Annotated in this window: 18 protein-coding genes; 4 read left to right on the forward strand and 14 right to left on the reverse strand. The window is 54.7% G+C overall.

All coding sequences use genetic code 11. The features are described from left to right. Positions 1 to 385: 385 nt before the first annotated feature. The 8 genes from BLS87_RS32890 to BLS87_RS32925 all read right to left on the reverse strand — a co-directional run bounded on the left by BLS87_RS32890 (position 386) and on the right by BLS87_RS32925 (position 10,539). Positions 386 to 3,529: an efflux RND transporter permease subunit gene (locus BLS87_RS32890; RefSeq protein ID WP_074759360.1), complete on the reverse strand. Its 3,144-nt coding sequence runs from the start codon at positions 3,527 to 3,529 to the stop codon at positions 386 to 388. Continuing rightward, the gene (locus BLS87_RS32895) at positions 3,526 to 5,010 is read right to left on the reverse strand and encodes an efflux RND transporter periplasmic adaptor subunit (RefSeq protein WP_034115514.1); all 1,485 of its coding nucleotides are present in this window, start codon (positions 5,008 to 5,010) and stop codon (positions 3,526 to 3,528) included. The genes BLS87_RS32890 and BLS87_RS32895 overlap by 4 nt, the downstream gene beginning before the upstream one ends. Next, complete coding sequence (locus BLS87_RS32900) at positions 5,007 to 6,263, reverse strand: TolC family protein (RefSeq protein WP_074759361.1); 1,257 nt, start codon at positions 6,261 to 6,263, stop codon at positions 5,007 to 5,009. Before BLS87_RS32900 ends, BLS87_RS32895 begins: the two co-directional genes overlap by 4 nt. 100 nt (positions 6,264 to 6,363) lie before the next feature. Next, positions 6,364 to 6,705, reverse strand: a complete 342-nt coding sequence (locus tag BLS87_RS34850; RefSeq protein WP_074759366.1) for a hypothetical protein — start codon at positions 6,703 to 6,705, stop codon at positions 6,364 to 6,366. A 73-nt stretch (positions 6,706 to 6,778) separates the two neighbouring features. After that, a complete protein-coding gene (gene copD, locus BLS87_RS32910) occupies positions 6,779 to 7,717 on the reverse strand; it encodes a copper homeostasis membrane protein CopD (RefSeq protein WP_074759362.1) in 939 nt (312 codons plus the stop codon). A 3-nt stretch (positions 7,718 to 7,720) separates the two neighbouring features. Continuing rightward, positions 7,721 to 8,104 carry a copper homeostasis periplasmic binding protein CopC gene (gene copC / locus BLS87_RS32915; protein WP_074759363.1) on the reverse strand — a complete coding sequence of 128 codons (384 nt, stop codon included), beginning with the start codon at positions 8,102 to 8,104 and terminating at the stop codon, positions 7,721 to 7,723. Positions 8,105 to 8,464: 360 nt separating this feature from the next. Beyond that, the gene (locus BLS87_RS32920) at positions 8,465 to 9,853 is read right to left on the reverse strand and encodes a heavy metal sensor histidine kinase (protein ID WP_070411942.1); all 1,389 of its coding nucleotides are present in this window, start codon (positions 9,851 to 9,853) and stop codon (positions 8,465 to 8,467) included. After that, positions 9,853 to 10,539 (reverse strand): heavy metal response regulator transcription factor, encoded by a 687-nt coding sequence (locus BLS87_RS32925; RefSeq protein WP_019816984.1) that lies wholly within the window; start codon positions 10,537 to 10,539, stop codon positions 9,853 to 9,855. Before BLS87_RS32925 ends, BLS87_RS32920 begins: the two co-directional genes overlap by 1 nt. Positions 10,540 to 10,743: 204 nt before the next feature. Here BLS87_RS32925 and BLS87_RS32930 point away from each other — a divergent pair, with 204 nt between their 5' ends. From BLS87_RS32930 to BLS87_RS32940, 3 genes are all read left to right on the forward strand, one after another. Beyond that, positions 10,744 to 11,097, forward strand: a complete 354-nt coding sequence (locus BLS87_RS32930) for a co-regulatory protein PtrA N-terminal domain-containing protein (RefSeq protein ID WP_024616841.1) — start codon at positions 10,744 to 10,746, stop codon at positions 11,095 to 11,097. A gap of 157 nt (positions 11,098 to 11,254) precedes the next feature. Next, positions 11,255 to 11,788: a cupredoxin domain-containing protein gene (locus BLS87_RS32935; protein ID WP_019816982.1), complete on the forward strand. Its 534-nt coding sequence runs from the start codon at positions 11,255 to 11,257 to the stop codon at positions 11,786 to 11,788. Between the two features lie 181 nt (positions 11,789 to 11,969). Continuing rightward, the gene (locus tag BLS87_RS32940) at positions 11,970 to 14,327 is read left to right on the forward strand and encodes a heavy metal translocating P-type ATPase (protein ID WP_074759364.1); all 2,358 of its coding nucleotides are present in this window, start codon (positions 11,970 to 11,972) and stop codon (positions 14,325 to 14,327) included. Between the two features lie 37 nt (positions 14,328 to 14,364). Here BLS87_RS32940 and BLS87_RS32945 read toward each other — a convergent pair whose 3' ends face one another. The 4 genes from BLS87_RS32945 to BLS87_RS32960 are packed head-to-tail and all read right to left on the reverse strand — an operon-like array spanning position 14,365 to position 16,171. Next, the gene (locus BLS87_RS32945; protein WP_024616838.1) at positions 14,365 to 14,547 is read right to left on the reverse strand and encodes a DUF1289 domain-containing protein; all 183 of its coding nucleotides are present in this window, start codon (positions 14,545 to 14,547) and stop codon (positions 14,365 to 14,367) included. A gap of 2 nt (positions 14,548 to 14,549) precedes the next feature. After that, on the reverse strand, positions 14,550 to 14,921 hold the full coding sequence (locus tag BLS87_RS32950) for a hypothetical protein (protein WP_024014914.1): 372 nt from the start codon (positions 14,919 to 14,921) through the stop codon (positions 14,550 to 14,552). A 39-nt stretch (positions 14,922 to 14,960) separates the two neighbouring features. Continuing rightward, positions 14,961 to 15,875, reverse strand: coding sequence for a CDF family Co(II)/Ni(II) efflux transporter DmeF (gene dmeF / locus BLS87_RS32955; RefSeq protein ID WP_074759365.1), 915 nt, complete (start codon positions 15,873 to 15,875; stop codon positions 14,961 to 14,963). A 20-nt stretch (positions 15,876 to 15,895) separates the two neighbouring features. Then, positions 15,896 to 16,171 carry a metal/formaldehyde-sensitive transcriptional repressor gene (locus BLS87_RS32960; RefSeq protein ID WP_073470825.1) on the reverse strand — a complete coding sequence of 92 codons (276 nt, stop codon included), beginning with the start codon at positions 16,169 to 16,171 and terminating at the stop codon, positions 15,896 to 15,898. A 358-nt stretch (positions 16,172 to 16,529) separates the two neighbouring features. On the opposite strand from BLS87_RS32960, the gene BLS87_RS32965 reads away from it, so the two are divergent. Beyond that, positions 16,530 to 16,730: a heavy-metal-associated domain-containing protein gene (locus BLS87_RS32965; protein WP_047292961.1), complete on the forward strand. Its 201-nt coding sequence runs from the start codon at positions 16,530 to 16,532 to the stop codon at positions 16,728 to 16,730. 110 nt (positions 16,731 to 16,840) lie between these two features. Here the strand turns inward: BLS87_RS32965 and flgB are convergent, their stop codons facing one another. Both flgB and BLS87_RS34515 read right to left on the reverse strand, forming a co-directional pair. Beyond that, positions 16,841 to 17,254: a flagellar basal body rod protein FlgB gene (flgB, locus tag BLS87_RS32970; RefSeq protein WP_034115527.1), complete on the reverse strand. Its 414-nt coding sequence runs from the start codon at positions 17,252 to 17,254 to the stop codon at positions 16,841 to 16,843. A gap of 2 nt (positions 17,255 to 17,256) precedes the next feature. Beyond that, the coding region (locus BLS87_RS34515; protein WP_208605237.1) for a hypothetical protein at positions 17,257 to 17,491 on the reverse strand (235 nt) is incomplete at its 5' end.

Consider the following 17,491-nt stretch of genomic DNA (forward strand, 5'->3'; position numbering starts at 1 on the left):
CTTGCGGGCTTAGCGTCTTCTTGTTCTGCCATTCCGACCTACCCCCGAGAAACATCCATGATTGAAAACGATGATGGCAAGATAAGATCATATTAAGGTCATTTGCCTCAATTTCAAGAGAATCTGTGGGTGACGAATGCTGAGTCGGCTTTGAGTCAGAACGCTTTTCTGGGTCATCGAAACACAGTGGTGGCAGCGTTCGTTTTCTGGCAAGTGCTGGTGGGTTAATGGCACTGACCACAGCGTATGTATCGAAATTAGCGAGTTTATGCAAAAGACATAAACTCGCTAATTTCAATACACATCGCGCACAGGCCTGATGAAAACGAGCTGTGCAGCTCAAACGAGGCTGCAAGAGCAGCCCCTTTTGTGCATTTTCTCCGCGTCAGTCCCTGCCAAGCTCAGCGGATAGGTTTCGACGGCGCATGAGCTGATAGGCAGCCGGAATCACAAACAGCGACAGCAAAGGCGCCGTGACCATACCGCCAATCATCGGGGCGACAATGCGGCTCATTACCTCGCTGCCGGTACCGCTTCCCAAAAGTATAGGTAACAAACCAGCGATAATCACCGCCACGGTCATGGCCTTGGGGCGAACGCGCTGCACAGCGCCTTCACGAATCGCGGCCATTAACCCGCGTTCTGTGTTGTCACCGAGGTCTTGACGCTCGGCCCAGGCATTTTTCAGGTAGAGCAGCATGATCACGCCAAATTCGGCAGAAACGCCGGCCAAGGCGATAAAGCCAACCCCGGTGGCAACCGACAGGTTGAATCCCAACAGATAAAGAAACCATGCACCGCCCGTGAGGGCAAATGGCAGCGTGGCCATAATCAGCAGGGCCTCGTCGAAGCGGGCAAATGTCAGGTAAAGCAGGACGAAGATGATCAGCAGCGTGGCAGGGACCACCAGTTTTAGTCGTGCGTTGGCCCTCTCAAGAAATTCGAACTGACCTGAGTAGCTCAGGCTCATGCCGGGCTGCAACTTGACCTGCTCGCTGACGAGCCGGCGCAAATCGGCGACTACGGAGGCAATATCCCGGCCGCGCACGTCGATGTACACCCAGCCTGAAGGCCGTGCGTTTTCACTTTTGAGCATCGGCGGCCCGTCGTTGACCTTGATCTTCGCCACTGTGCCAAGGGTGATCTGGCTGCCTAGCGGGGTGTAGATTGGCAACTGCTCCAAAGCGCCAAGCGAATCCCGCCATTCCCGAGGGTAACGGACGTTGATTGGGAAGCGTGCAAGCCCTTCAATGGTCTCGCCGACATTTTCACCGCCGATAGCGCCGGACACGATCGACTGCACATCGGCGATATTCAGTCCATATCGGGCGGCGGCTTTTCGGTCGATATCAACGTCGATGTAACGTCCACCGGTCAATCGCTCGGCCAGCGCCGAACTGACACCGGGTACGCTCTTGGCCACTCGCTCGACCGCCTGAGTCGCGGAATCAATCTCCGTCAGATTGGTGCCGGCAATCTTTACACCAATGGGGCTTTTGATCCCCGTAGCCAGCATATCGATTCGGTTGCGAATCGGTGGTATCCAGATATTGGTCAACCCAGGAACTCGCACGACTCGGTCCAGCTCTTCCACCAGTTTTTCCTGAGTCATGCCTGGGCGCCATTGCTCCTGTGGCTTGAACTGGATAGTGGTTTCGAACATCTCCAGCGGCGCCGGGTCGGTGGCAGTTTCGGCACGTCCCGCTTTACCGAAGACATGTTCGACCTCCGGCACGGTTTTGATGAGGCGGTCGGTCTGTTGCAGCAGTTGGGCCGCTTTCTGTGCGGACAATCCAGGCAGAGCCGAAGGCATATAGAGCAGGTCGCCTTCATTCAAAGGCGGAAGAAACTCGCCACCTAAGCGCGACATTGGCCAAAGCGCACTAAAAAACACCAACGCCGCCACCAGCAGCGTGATCCTCGGTCGCCGCAGCACTGCATCCAGAGCCGGCTGGTAGATCCGAATGAGCCAGCGGTTCAGCGGATTGTTTTTTTCACTAGGAATCCGTCCTCGAATCCAATAGCCCATCAATACCGGCACCAAGGTCACTGACAATCCTGCTGCGGCGGCCATGGCGTAGGTTTTTGTGAAAGCCAGCGGGCCGAACAACCGCCCCTCTTGCGCTTGCAGGGTGAACACCGGAATGAACGAAAGGGTGATGATCAACAAACAGAAGAATAGAGCTGGTCCAACTTCAGCCGCTGCTTCGGTCATTACATGCCAATGACGCTCACCCTTCAGTTCCTCACCAGGATTGGCGACGTGCCAGGCCTCAATCTTCTTGTGTGCGTTTTCGATCATTACCACAGCAGCATCGACCATGGCGCCGATGGCGATGGCTATCCCGCCCAAGGACATGATGTTCGCGTTAATCCCTTGGTAGCGCATGACAATAAAGGCCATCAGCACACCGACCGGCAGGGAAATGATCGCCACCAGGGACGAGCGCAGGTGCCAAAGAAAGATCCCGCAAACCAATGCGACAACGATGAACTCTTCGATGAGCTTGTGGCTGAGATTTTCCACAGCACGGTCGATCAGCTTGCTGCGATCGTAGGTGGTGACGATTTCCACCCCGGCCGGCAGGCTGCTTTTCAGTTCGTCGAGTTTGGTTTTGACCGCCGCAATGGTCTCGCGAGCATTCTTACCGCTGCGCAAAATCACCACGCCGCCAACCGTCTCGCCTTCGCCGTCGAGTTCGGTGATGCCACGGCGCATCTCCGGCCCCAACTGGATCGTGGCGACATCGCCCAAGTTCACCGGCACACCGCCCGATCCCAGCTTGAGTGGGATCGCCCGAAAATCATTGAGCGTTTTCAAGTAGCCGGAAGCCCGCACAATGAACTCGGTCTCTGCCATCTCCAGCACTGCACCACCAGTTTCCTGGTTAGCCTTGCCGATCGCTTCGCTCACCTCGGCCTGCGTAATACGAAGGCTGGCCAATTTGAGCGGATCTAGCTGTACCTGGTACTGCTTGACCATGCCGCCCACAGTGGCCACTTCCGCCACATTGGGCAGGGTCTTGAGTTCAAACTTGAGAAACCAGTCCTGAAGGGCGCGTAGCTGTGCCAGATCATGCCCGCCACTGCGATCCACCAGCGCGTACTGGAAGATCCATCCTACGCCTGTCGCATCTGGCCCCAACGCCGGCTTGGCGCTGGCCGGCAAGCGGCTTTGTACTTGGCTCAAATACTCCAACACCCGCGAGCGAGCCCAGTACAAATCAGTGCCGTCTTCGAAAAGCACATAGACAAAGCTGTCACCGAAAAAGGAATAACCACGCACCGTCTTGGCACCTGGTACTGAGAGCATGGTGGTGGCCAACGGATAGGTGACCTGGTTCTCGACAATCTGGGGTGCTTGTCCCGGATAAGGGGTGCGGATGATCACCTGCACATCGGACAAGTCTGGTAGCGCATCAATGGGCGTGCTCTGCACCGACCAAAGGCCCCAGGCCGTGATAAACAGCGTCGCCAGTAGCACCAGGAATCGGTTGGTTACTGACCAACGAATAAGGGCAGCAATCATGGCTGGCCCCCTGATTTGTCCAGACGCTCAACACGCAATCCGTCGTCGGTCTGATTCACACCTATCCGGACCTTGTCGCCCGTTTTAAGGCCCTGCATCAGAGCGGGATTGGCGAGCGGGAACGTCATCGTCATGCCAGGCATGCCCAGCGTCTTGAAAGGGCCGTGAGCGAGAGTGACTTCCTTATCGTTGATCTCAACGATTTGCCCATCCGCTTCATGCAAACCCGCGGCAGCTGCACTGGTGGGTGAAGGTTCCTCTGATTTGGCCACGATGCCCTTAAGACTGGCCTCCGAGTCGAGCAGGAACTGGCCAGAGCTAACCACTTTCTGGCCCTCTTCCAACCCTTTCAATATGGCCGTCTTGCCATCGCCTTCCTGCCCAAGTTGCACCTCCACGGGACGATAGCGACCGGCGCCTTCAGCGAGCATCACCAGGGCACGTCGACCGGTGCGAATGACCGCCTCGCTCGGCACCCACAGCACACTTTGCTCCGTTGAGCGATTGAGGCTCACTCGTGCAGTCATACCCGGCCTTAGACGGCCTTCTGGGTTAGGTAATTCGACGCGCACGCGAAGGGTGCGACTATCGGGATTGGTTTCTGGAAGAATCGCGCTTACCACGCCATTGAGCACGACGCCTGGGAACGCGGGCAAACGCGCCTCAGCCACTTGCCCCAGCTGAATCGACCCCGATTCAGTCTCCGGGACCGCCAGAGCCAGCCAGACGTTACTCAAACCATTCACGCGTGCCAGTGTTTCGCCGGCAGCAACTGTCATACCTTCGCGCACATCGAGTTCTTGCAACACCCCACTGATGGGGCTGGTGAGGGTCAGGTTTGGTTGGACTTTGCCACTGCGCTCTACTTGAGCAATCGATGCCGCCGGCATCCCGGTGAGCCGCAAACGTTGGCGAGCCGCTGCCAGCAAGCCCGCATCGCCACTACGCTTGAGTGCGAGAAACTCCTCCTGAGCCGCAGACCACTCCGGGACAAGAATATCCGCCAAAGCGGCGTTGGCTTTAATCACATCGCCAGGAGCGCGGGCATACACACGCTCGACGAAACCCGCCGTACGGGCCTGGATGACGGCAACGTCGCGCTCGTTGAAGGTCAATACACCCACAACATCCAGACTCGAATCAAACACACCTCGACTGACAGTAGCCAGTCGCACGCCAAGATTCTGGGTCAGGCTTGGATCAATGCGAACAGTGGCGCTGTCCCCCTTGCTATCCGCGTACTGAGGGACCATCTCCATGTCCATGAAGGGCGACTTACCCGGCTTATCGAATTTCTGTTGTGGGTACATGGGGTCGTACCAATACAGAACCTTGCGATCGACTGATGGCTTCGGCTTCTGCTCCGATGCTGCATCCGGTACTGCGCTCACCCTCGGTTGGGCCAACCAGTAACCACCGGCGACTCCCAAAGCAATTGAGATGCTGACAACAAAAACCCCTTTCCATGTTCGAGAGATCATTGAGCGGACTCCCCATAGGCGAAATACAGGCGAGCGCTGGTGAGAGCACGCTGCTCTTCAACATCAATCTGCTTGAGTCGGGCTTCGATAAGCTCGCGCCGAGCGGCCACGACGGAGTTCAAATCGCCCTTGCCGGCGCGATAGCTAGCCATAGTGAGCTCGACCTTTTCTTTAGCCAAAGGGAGCAGACTGCTCTGGGATCGATGGACGGCGCGATTCAGGCGCTCATAGTCGGCCACCTGATCTTCTAGTTGCTGGGTGTGCTCGCGTGAAAGGACTTCACGCTCAGCCTCAAGCTGGTTGAGTTCCGCGTGCTTGGCTGCAATTTTGGGGTTTTGTCGTGAGTCAGGAAACAGCGGTAGATCCCATGAAAATCGCACGCTGACCATGTCGCCGAACTCTCGGCCGCGATTCTGATAGTCGACTTCCCAGCTCCAATCCGACTGTTTTTCCGCTTCGGCTTCACGGGCCTTGGCTTGCGCTTCGCGGGTCATTGGTTCAAACGCTGCCAATTCTGGGTGATGTTGCAGCTTATGAGAGTAACCAGATGCGTCGACAGGCCATTCAGGCAAGCTACCCACAGGTTTGTCGTTGGCGGCTGGTCCAATCCAGCGCTTCAGGGCCGCTCGGGCCTGCGCTCTCTGGCGAATCAGATCGTCCTGCTGCTCTTCCAGTTGTGCCGCTTCCTGTTTGGGCGTTACTGCATCAGCAGGTTGAGCGCGGCCGCCGGCAATTTGTGCCCGGACGGTATCGGCCAGCAGACGGTTTTCTTTGTAGAAGTCCTGAAACAGCGTGTCTTTGCGCTCAACCGAGTAGCTGTTGATCCAGGCCAACGCCGTGGCCTGACGAACCTTTAGACGTTCGACCCGGCGCTCAGCGGCTGCGCGGTCAATGGCCGCATCAGCGACCTCGACTCGGGCTTTGCGCTTGGCGCTGTTGGGCATCTCCTGACTGACTCCGACCATTCGCATAGTCATGAAGTCCTGGTCGATGCTCCAGCGATCCGGGCCCCCAATGGGGTAGTTCTGTACGCCTAGCAGCAACTTGGGATCGGGTAGTTCACCAGCGGGGATGGCCGCACTACTGGCAGCCTGAATTTTCGCGTCTTGTGCAGTCAGCGACGGCGCATTGTTTTCAGCCAGCTGCAAAGCTTCATCGAGTGTCAATGCAGCAGCGAGACTCGGCAAGGCCAGTACGCTTGCCGCCAAGATGGTCACGAGGGGCCACCCTGTGCAATAGCACTTGGATTTCATGGTCACGATTCCTGTGATGATCCACCGCGCGCCTCATGAGACATGCGCGCAGATATGCCATCCCGCATGACGCGGAATGAGGCTCAGTGTGGTACAGGAATCAAATGCGGGGAGGTCGCCATACCCCTGATGGGGTTTGCACAGGATGGGAATCTATGGAGATGGACGCTTCGAGGGGGCTAGATAGGGTCACCGGAGGCTTGACGATGGAGACTTGCAGCATCCCGCCGGTCTTGCACTCCTGGCCCGGCTTACAGGGTTTTCCGTGCTCGGTGGGACTTTTCATGTCATGGCAGCAGTCTTGGCCCATGCCGTCCATCATTGCCATGCCCATGGTTTGCATGGGGCACGGCTCTGTCGGCGCCTGAACACCCGCCATCCCGCTGAGGGGAAGCGCAAGGCTAATCAGTAAAATCAGGCAAAGCCGTAGATAGCGTGTCATGTGCTGAAGTGTAGCCAGTAGAAATGGTGCTAACAATCACGTTCCAGGCTACTTGGTTAGGTGCCAGACACCTCTATTCCGCGCTCATTTCCATTTCAGGACTTAGCGTGCCTAACCATGCGACAAGACAGATGATGAGGATTGCCATCAGGAATTCGAATTTCATGCTGCGGCGCAAGGCATTGACCGCTACAGAGTATTGACCATTGCGAACTGAGCGCTCCAATAGCGGGCTTAAGTGAAAGCGGTTCAGCGTGGCTAAAACGATCATTCCAGCAAAGAGCAGGATCTTCAAAAACAGCAACTGACCATAGGTACTCAGCATGACCTCATCAAGGTTGGGACCGACGATGAAAAGGTAATTTACTACTCCCGTTACGCTTATGATCGCAACGATCACACCGCCGGCCGACTCAAAGCCAGTCAGCACGCGGGCAAGAATTCGTGCTTCCTCTTCACCCTTCAGTGATTTCAACCGCAGCAGTAGGGCGAAGGCCGCTAGAGCACCCAACCAGCCACCCGCCGCTAATAAATGGAAAATATCGCTGAGAAAATGCCAGTAGCGGCGGCTGCCTTCGTCCATGGCACCATGCCCTGTCCAGGCTAGCGTGGCCAACGCGATTGCTCCACAGACGGTGACGATCCAGAGGCTGGGTGTCGGAAATCGTTTATTCAACGCGACGCCCAGAATTGCCCCCACCAAGGCGGCTATCCGAACCATCCAGGTCAACCCAACATCGGTGCCCATGATGACCATTTCAAAAATGTGATGATGTAGCTCCATAAGCTCCGATACACCGCTCATTGCTTTTGCAAGCAACAACATCGCAGCAAGGGACAGAGCTACACCTGCAACAGAGGTACCGTAAAGAAGCGACTCAAAGTTCAAGACCGTGCCCGATACCCTTTCCTTTCCCCTGAGGCTGTACAAGCCAAATATGGCCAGTCCAAATAACAACATCAGGTCAAAATAGAGAGTAAAGCGAACCACGATATTTAATGAGTCGCTCATGGATCATTTCACTTTGAATGAAAAGTTGCCGGTGATCGGGTGAGTATCCGAGGACACTGCACGCCATTCAACTTTGTAGGTGCCGGTGGTCAGCGGTGCAGCCGGCGTAATCACCATAGTTTTCGGATCACCACCAGCAGCGACGGCGGCCTTTACACCCATGGGTGAGTTAGGCATGCCAGGCATGTCGGTCATGATCAGCTTTGCACCGGAGAACTGAGTGGTGAGATTCTCAGAAAAATGCAGTTCGATTTTCGACGGAGCCGCCGCATCCGAGCCTTCTGCCGGAGTGGAAGCAAGAAGTTTTGGATGTGCCTGGGCCACTGCACTCAGAAGCAAACCAGCAGTGATTGCAACCGCCACGGACGTAGTTTTAAGGAATGACATGCAAGACTCCTCACAGCAAGCGCTGTTGATTCGAGGTTTTTTGGGAGGAACTAGTTTTTAATTTCGTTAAAAACCACTGTTGATTAACTCGGAGCCCCCGTCCTCTTCGCCAAGTTGAACAGGAGAAACTCGCTAGCCCTAACGTCACAGTGCGAGAACACGATGCCACACGATCACAAACTGTTCGATTACATTTCAGTCAGCTTGATACGATGTTTGGCATCTAATCGTTGAGCGTAGCAAGGCCTGGAGAAGAGACGGCGTACCGCAGGACCGGGGAGTTCAATCACTCCGCAAATTCGCAGAGGCGTAGCTAAGCGCAGAACGCCAAGACGCCGTTGATCACAAATGTTTCCTCGCTCAGCTAACCGTGGAATCGACGGCCGGAAACTCAAGATGAAAAGCCGTTTTCCCGTCGCCTGACGTACACCAGATCTTGCCATTGTGCGCTTCGACAATTGATCGGGTAATCGACAGACCTAGCCCTGCGTTGCTCGGACTTCCTTCTCGCCGCGCTGGGTCCACGCGATAAAAACGATCAAACAGCTTTTCAAGATGTTCGGGGGCAATGGGCTCACCATGGTTTTCCACGACAACCGTTACCGACGCGTCCTTGTGCTGAATATCGACACTGATTGACGTCCCTTCATAGGTGTAGCGCAGCGCATTTGAGAGCAGATTGGAAATCGCTCGGTGGAGCATAAGGACATCACCTCGCACGCTCCCCCGTCCTGAAACCTTAAGCTCGATCCCTCGTTCATCAGCCAACAGGCGGTAGTACTCAAGCAATTTTTCCACGACAGCCACCAGGTCTATTGGCTTGTTCTCGTGCGTAATTAGACCATTGTCAGATTTCGCCAGAAAAAGCATGTCATCAATCATCCGGCTCATGCGCTTCAAGTCATCAAGATTGGAGTACAAATTGTCTTCGTAGTCCTCGATGTTTCTTTTTCTCGAAAGCACCACTTCAGTGTGGGTCATCAAGTTGCTCACGGGGGTCCGTAGTTCGTGGGCAATGTCTGCCGAAAAGTTGGATAACCGGACAAATGCATCGTCGAGCCTGGATAACATGGCGTTGAACGACAACACCATCTGTTGAAGCTCTTTCGGAACGGGTGCCAGGGGAATACGCTCCTTGAGTGATTTTGCTGACATGGAGGCAGCTACCCGTGTGACCTGGCGGATAGGCCGCATGCCACTGCTAGCTACCATCCAGCCGAGTGCAGCACTGACCAATGCGCTGATCACCAACCCTATCCAAAACCATCGTTCGAGCGTCTCGAAAAAGGACATATGCTGAGTAACGTCAAAAATCAACATGACAGTTAATGGCCTTTCTTGTCCCGTCACTACGGATTGGGCAGTCACACCACGGAACATCTGCTCTTGCTCCCGCCATTCCCAGACGGTTGTGTTTGTGGTTGTGCGAAACGCCTTCGGAACGTCGACCGGGCCGGGATCCGCAAACAGCACCTTGCCGTCGCCATCGATGATAAGCGCAGTCAAATCACGGTGTGCGCCCAGCAGCGCTTCTAACTCCGGTTTAGCCTCGCTGAATTGATCGATGTTGCTCAGCCCGGACAAGATCCGCTGAGTCGAGTGGAGTTTTTCGTACAATGCCTGCTGATCCAGCATCTTAAAATGATGCCGGCTGAGGTTATTGAAACTGAGTCCGGCGACCGTGAGCACAGCCGTTACCGCGAGCATAAACATCAGACTCATACGAGTCGTCAGGGACATCCGGTTCATCACGACTCCGAATCTGGTGCATCGAGCATGTAACCCATTCCCCTTGAGGTATGAATCAACTTGACCTCAAAATCGTCGTCTATCTTGGCCCTGAGCCGTCTCACTGCAACCTCGATAACGTTGGTATCGCTGTCGAAGTTCATATCCCAAACCTGGGAGGCGATAAGAGACTTTGGCAGCACCTCCCCTCGACGACGCAGCAGAAGCTCAAGCAACGCAAACTCTTTGGCCGTAAGGTCTATGCGTTTGCCTCCTCGGATGGCTCGACGCTTGAGCAGGTCCACTTCAAGGTCAGCCAGTTTCATAAAGGTTTGCGAAGGTGCGCTGCTACCGCGACGCAGCAACGTTCTGACTCGAGCAAGCAATTCAGAAAACGCGAAGGGTTTGATCAGATAGTCATCCGCACCGAGTTCAAGTCCCTTCACTCGGTCTTCAACGCGGTCTCTGGCGGTGAGAAAAAGCACCGGGACGTCTTTCCCGGAAGCGCGAACCTTCTGCAGGACTTCCCAGCCATCCAAACCCGGCATCATGACGTCGAGAATCAGCAGATCATAGGCTTCGCTCAAAGCGTGCTGAAGCGCCTCTTTTCCATTCGTGAAACGGTCGACATTGAACCCGGCCTCGTTGAGCCCTTGCTGCAAATAGATACCTATTTTTGGTTCGTCTTCAGCGACAAGAAGTCTCATGAGGTCGTTCTCAGATAATAGTTAAGCGGAGTCTGCAACGAAAACTGGCAGCCAACCAGCAACTGACAGAAAAGTAATCTTGGCTTCAGGTAGATGTCAGCGAGTGCTGGCTAGGGTTCAGACATGAGTACTTCATTGGTGCTCGACCGACCTCTGAGCGATGAATCGTATGGAAGTCGGATTCCCTCATGAGGAGCTACCCCTATGAACCGCCTGAAAATGCTGTTTTTTGTAAGCTCGATACTGGTCTCGGCTTCTGTGTGGGCTGAAAGCGGCGGAGATCGAGTCATTGAGCGTATGGAAGGTTTGCGCGACAAGGCCGAAGCCACGTTGATGAAAGCTGAACAAGCCCCTGAAGGAGAGCGTCACGTCCACATGGCAGAACACATGAAGATGCTTGGGGACATCATGAGCCAGCTCCACAACGATCACCCAGATGCCTCAATGTCACCCCAAGAGCATCTAGCCTGGATGGAGAAGCACGACAAAATCGTTGATGACGTTTTGCGCCAGATGCAGCGCGAGCACAAATTGATGCTTTCAGAAAACCATCAATAAACGCCCCCTGGATAAGTACTTGTCAGCATCTTGTTGCGGCGTCAATTGGACGCCGTATCTATTTAGAAAACTGACAAAGAAGTAATGCCCAAGTCAGTTAGCTGGCAGCTGAGCATCATTAGCATAGCCAATGTTCCCACGTATTCCTGAGGTCACCATGAAAACTACGCTCGCTACTCCGTTCATCGCAGCAATGACCCTGTTTTTCGCTGCCACGGCTATGGCTAATGCAGGGCATGGACAAGACGACATAGGCCAGCCTGGTGTGGCCTCTGACGTTACCCGCACGGTTGAGGTCGAGATGGGCGACATTTTTTTCAAGCCTAAAAGCATCGACGTAAAACCTGGTGAAACAATCCGCTTTGTCCTTCGCAACGAGGGTTCGCTGCTGCATGAGTTCAACATCGGCAAAGCCGCTGCTCATGCAGCACACCAGAAAGAAATGGCAAGCATGTTCAAGAACGGAACACTAAGCCCTACCGGTACCGGGAAGATGAGCGGCATGAGCCACGGCATGGGCGGAATGAAGATGGTCGCAATGGAGCATGACGACCCTAACAGTGTCCTGATTGAGCCTGGCTCAACCCAAGAGCTGATCTGGACCTTCAACGACAGTGCAGGGCTTCAGTTTGCCTGCAACGTGCCGGGGCATTACCAATCGGGAATGGTCGGCGAGTTTGATCTGAAATAAACCGGAGTCGGCTATTTCTGCCGGCCCGACGCAAGAGTTGGCTACGCTAAGTCGCAAGTAACATAGCAACGCTTACTCAGCCGGGGTCCGTGCGGAAACATCACCGCACCACTGTGGAGCCGCAAATAATCGTTGTACTGAATATGCTCATTTCTAGTAGCACCTTACAAGGGGAATAGACATGCCTACCACCTCTGGCCATCACGACCATAATCACACCCATGCTGCTTCCCGGGATGATGCTGATCTACATGACCCGGTGTGTGGAATGGCAGTCACTTCGTCGAGTAAATTTGCTGAGACTTACCAGGGACAGACGTATCGGTTCTGTAGCCTGAAATGCCAGGAGAAGTTTCGAGCGGACCCTGAGCGCTACAGTGGCCACGTGGTGCGCGACGAGTCAGGCAGCACAACGCCGGAGTCTGCGGTACAAACGGGCGCTGAATTTACGTGCCCGATGCATCCTGAAATACGGCAGACCGGACCCGGTAACTGTCCTAAATGTGGCATGGCACTAGAGCCTGTCATGCCGGCGCTTGATGAAGAAGAAAATCCTGAACTCCGGGATTTCAATCGCCGCTTCTGGTGGTCGCTGCCCTTAACCGTGGTCGTAACCGTGCTCGCGATGGCGGGTCACTCGTTACAACTTCTTCATGGTTCAGCTCAAAACTGGATCGAGTTCGCTCTGGCGACACCCGTGACCTTATGGGCAGGATGGCCTTTTTTTGTAAGGGGACTGGCCTCGGTTAAAAATCGCAGTCCCAACATGTGGACTCTGATTGGGTTGGGCACCGCCGCAGCTTATCTGTACAGCGTCATAGCAACGCTCTTCCCCCAAAGTTTTCCCGCCAATTTCATGCAAGATGGACGTATCGGCGTTTACTTCGAAGCGGCAGCGGTCATCATCTCGCTCACGTTGCTTGGGCAGATCCTTGAGCTCAAAGCCCGATCACAAACTTCCGCCGCCATTAAATCTCTTCTCGGCCTTTCGCCCAAAACTGCACGTCGGATCAATGCCGATGGCCAGGAGGAAGATATTCCTCTCACCCATGTGCACCTGGGAGACCACTTACGGGTCAGACCAGGTGAAAAGGTGCCAGTTGATGGTTCGGTACTTGAGGGTGAAAGTGCGGTGGATGAGTCGATGCTCACTGGCGAGCCAGTCCCGGTAATGAAGAAAGCTGGAGATAGCCTGATCGGTGCCACGCTGAATACGCATGGAAGCCTGGTAATGGAGGCGCAGAAGGTCGGTGCCGAAACCATGCTGTCCCAGATCGTACAGATGGTCGCGAGAGCTCAGCGTTCCAAGGCTCCGATGCAACGAATGGCCGACTCGATTGCCGGCTACTTCGTGATGGGTGTTATCACGATTGCGATAATGACATTTATCGGTTGGGGGCTTTTCGGCCCTGAGCCCAGTTGGGTGTTTGGTCTAATCAACGCTGTCGCCGTGCTGATCATCGCTTGTCCCTGTGCGTTGGGACTTGCTACGCCTATGTCGATCATGGTGTCGACAGGTAAAGCAGCAAGCATGGGTGTTTTGTTCAGAGATGCCAGTGCGATTGAGAGCCTTTGCAGAATCGACACGCTGGTTGTCGACAAGACAGGCACCCTGACAGAGGGACGGCCCGTGTTTCACAGCGTGGAGGCCACTCCCACCTTCAATCGCGACGACGTCCTTCACCTGGCTGCCAGCCTTGATCAGGGCAGCGAGCATCCTTTAGCACATGCGATCGTCGATCACGCCAGATCCGAGAACATCAAGCTGACCAAGCCGGAATCCTTTGAGTCTGATTCGGGTATCGGGGTCAGTGGCGTTGTCGATGGCAAAAAGCTCCAGCTGGGGAACACCGCGTTGATGGAAGCCGCAGGCGTGACCACCAGCCCCCTACAAGAGCGCGCTGAGGTATTGCGACTTGACGGCATCAGTATTGTCTACCTCGCCGTCGACGGCGCATTGGCAGGTTTGTTGGCCGTCTCAGATCCGATCAAGCCAACCTCAAAAGAGGCCGTCACCAAGCTTAAGGCTCACAACGTTAAAATCATCATGGCTACTGGGGACGGGCTTACTACCGCTCGGGCTGTCGCTAGGGAAATGGGGATTGAAGAAGTCCACGGTGAAGTCAAACCCCAAGACAAGGAGCGCCTGGTGGCAGACCTACAGCAATACGGGCGAAAAGTGGCCATGGCGGGTGACGGTATCAACGATGCTCCGGCCCTAGCGCGAGCAGATGTGGGGATAGCCATGGGAACGGGGACAGACGTGGCGATGAATAGCGCGCAACTCACGCTGGTAAAAGGTGACCTGACGGGGATCTTACGAGCACGAGCTCTTTCGGTCGCCACAGTTAAAAACATGCGCCAGAATTTGGGCTTTGCTTTTCTCTACAACTCAATGGGTATACCTCTTGCCGCTGGTTTGCTCTATCCATTGACGGGGCACCTCCTGTCGCCAATGATCGCTGCCATCGCCATGAGCGTCAGTTCTGCATCTGTAGTTTTCAATGCATTGAGGCTGAGGAATACCCGAGTTGACTGACCTTCAAAATTGCAGCGGTTTTAACTCGGGGGAATGGCTATCCATGTGCTTTCTTCAGTCCCTTTAAGCGCGCATTCGCCCGTTGCACAGCGGCCATTTTTTCAGGCCGCTTCATGCGCTTCCACTTTCTGATGTCTTCCTTGCTTCGCCCGCAGCTCACACACAGATCACCACTGAGTTGGCAAACCGAGATACAAGGATTCTCGATTTCTTTTGCCATGGTCAGTCCCCCTTAGCTTTATGTAGTTGAGCCATGCGACGTTTCCAGTCGCCTATGTGCGTGCGTTGGCACTCTTGCTCCGAGTCAAAGCGGACATTGCGGTCTGAAACAGGCAGGTCAAGATTGGCCTCTTTCAAGGCGATCGCCGTCAACTCAAAGATGCGGGCCTTCGCATCAATCTCGGCCCGCTTCCTGTCAGCCAGGGTTTCGAACACCCAGATGACCTTTAGGGTTTCAGCCAACGCACTTAGGTCAGCGGTGTGAGTGAGCCAAATAAAGCCCTTTATCTCGTCCTTTGCTGTTTCGCACGCGTCGGTGAGCGTGACGATCAACTGGCGCTCGATTCGAGCCAGCTCACGTTTACCGGGCGGCATCGGTGTTTCCTATAGAGGCTGTGCTGGACAGGCGCTGAGTCATGTTTGTCGGAACTCGACGGTCAGGTGGCTGACTTCGTGAACCGGTTTGAGACGTTCACGAATGCTGTCGGCGTTCACAGTGGCTTCACCTAGAACGCTGACGATCGCCGCGCGCGCTTGAGGACCCACCCTCCAAACGTGCAAGTCTGTAATGGTAGCGCCACCCGGTTTCTCAACGAGTTCGCGGATTTCCTCGGCAACGTGGGCGTCGGTCTGATCGAGCAACACGCCCGCAGTTACCCCCATCAAGGTCCAGGCCCAACGCGCGATAACGATAGCGCCGACGATACCCATGACCGGGTCGAGCCACACCCAGCCCAGATACCGACCGGCAAGCAATGCAGCGATGGCCAGAATCGACGTCAACGCGTCTGCAATGACATGGACATAGGCCGACCTCAAGTTGTTGTCGTTTCCGTTGTGGGCATGAGGGTGATCGTGGTCGTGGTCGTGGTCGTGCCCATGCCCCAGCAGCAGGGCACTGACAATGTTGACGAGCAAACCGACAACGGCGATGAGGGTCGCGGTGCCAAATTGAACCGGTGTTGGCTGCAACAAACGCATGACCGATTCAACGCCAATGCCCAACGCAACAATGCCGAGAATCAGCGCCGAGGCGAACCCGCCCAAGTCTCCAACCTTTCCTGTACCGAAACTGTAGCGCTGGCTGGTAGCGTGGCGTTTTGCGTATCCGTAAGCGGCCGCCGCGATGCCCAATGCGCCGGCATGGGTTGCCATGTGGAAGCCATCGGCCAGTAACGCCATCGAACCCGTGATATAGCCGGCGGTGATCTCCCCGATCATCATTACCACCGTGAGTGCTACAACCCAAAGCGTACGCTTGGCATTCTCGTCGTGCGCTGAGCCTAGAAACACGTGGTCGTGTGTGTAATCGATGTCTGTCCTGCTCATACGTGTTTACCTGGATGCATTCACTTGGAGTACCGGCGGATAGCTTCAAGAAGCTCTTCGACGCCCTTGTTACGCTCTTCTTCGCTGAGCGCAGGGTTCGCGACATGCTCTCGTGCGTGATCCTCGATGATCTCTTCCATCAGCCCGTTGATGGCACCCCGAGTGGCCGCAACAAGATGGAGTGTCTTGGCGCAGTCGAGATCCGATTCCAATGCTCGTTCAACAGCTTGAATCTGTCCGGCAATACGTTTTACGCGTTTAAGAAGATCGTCTTTGTGTGATGCGATGTGGCCCACGTGATACCCCCCTGGCTATATTAGCTCGCATGATAGGCGTACCCCCTATACCTATGCAAGGTTCGCGGGAGGACAGATCAAAGCTTTTTGACGGAACGAGAGGCTTACAAAATCGAGGGATCAAGCAAGAGAGCCGCAATGTGCCGTTAGGCGACCTCAACCGACCAGGGCCATAGGGCGCACTGGTCGAATCCGTTCAAACGGTAGTGAGCTGATTAACAACCGGGTGGTCAAGTTTGTGAAATTTCTCGAAATGACGCTCACGGCCTTGATTAGATAATTGTTGACCTTGCCACGGTGTCAACGTCGATGCTTTAGCTGCGGGGAAAAGACACCGCTCAGCACGAGGATAATTAACATGGTCGTCTTAGATGTATCAGGCATTGGTTGCGGCAGCTGCGTCGGCAAAATCACCAGAGCGATCCAGGCACTGGACGGCAACGCTACGGTCTCAGTCGATCGATCAACCGGTAAGGTGAGTGTTGAAAGTAGCGAAAACGCGGAACAGCTTCGTAAAGCTGTGGAGGCGGTTGGCTTTCCTTCCAAGATCAGCCATTGAACGGAGATTCCTGCTCCTGAGTAGAGCGCCGTCTGGAGGAGAATACCTCTGAATCTAGGAGTACTTAAGCTGCTGTGTCGGTCAAAATGGGCTCGCATGCGCCTGCGCTGCTAGTCACCGCGCAGAGCTTTGAGCAAACCCTTGAATGCTCCATTCAACCGAGTAAAAGCCGCGTTGAAACGTATTGCGTTTTCTGTGTATTTGGCGACCTCGACCTGCTGATCGACAGTATTTTGGTCCAAGGCAGGCTGAGCCGGCGTGCTGTAAAGCAAGTCGCGCCCGTATATAGCCACCGCCGATTCTTTCTTAAGAAAATGCTTTGCGTTTGTTGTTTTCAAAGAAAACGCAGTGGTAGCAGGTTCTTTGGTTTGGCTGGCGAGCACAGTAGAAAAATCCAAGTCCTGGGCTTTGAAGTTCGGAGTGTCAGCGTTCGCGATATTGTTACTCAAGATCTCAGCTCTTTGGCCACGATAAACTAACGCTCTTTCTGCGGAGCCTAATGCTTTCTCAAAATTAATACTCACAATTAATCACCCTCGGTGGCATTACTATCTTCTGTGATCATTGAACATTCAGCTGTTGCAGCAGCGCATTCAAGTCTCCTATTAATTTTAATGGAGAGACCTAGAACATCGCCTCCGTGAGAATTAATGGAACCCAAAGCAAGGCGGCGGCAAAAACTGAGTGCAACACCTGACCTTTCCGGTACGGTGCTGCCCCTATGTCTTATTCCGAACTCAGCGTTGAAGAACGCGCCACCA

The sequence above is a fragment of the Pseudomonas abietaniphila genome, assembly GCF_900100795.1.
Taxonomy (GTDB): domain Bacteria; phylum Pseudomonadota; class Gammaproteobacteria; order Pseudomonadales; family Pseudomonadaceae; genus Aquipseudomonas; species Aquipseudomonas abietaniphila.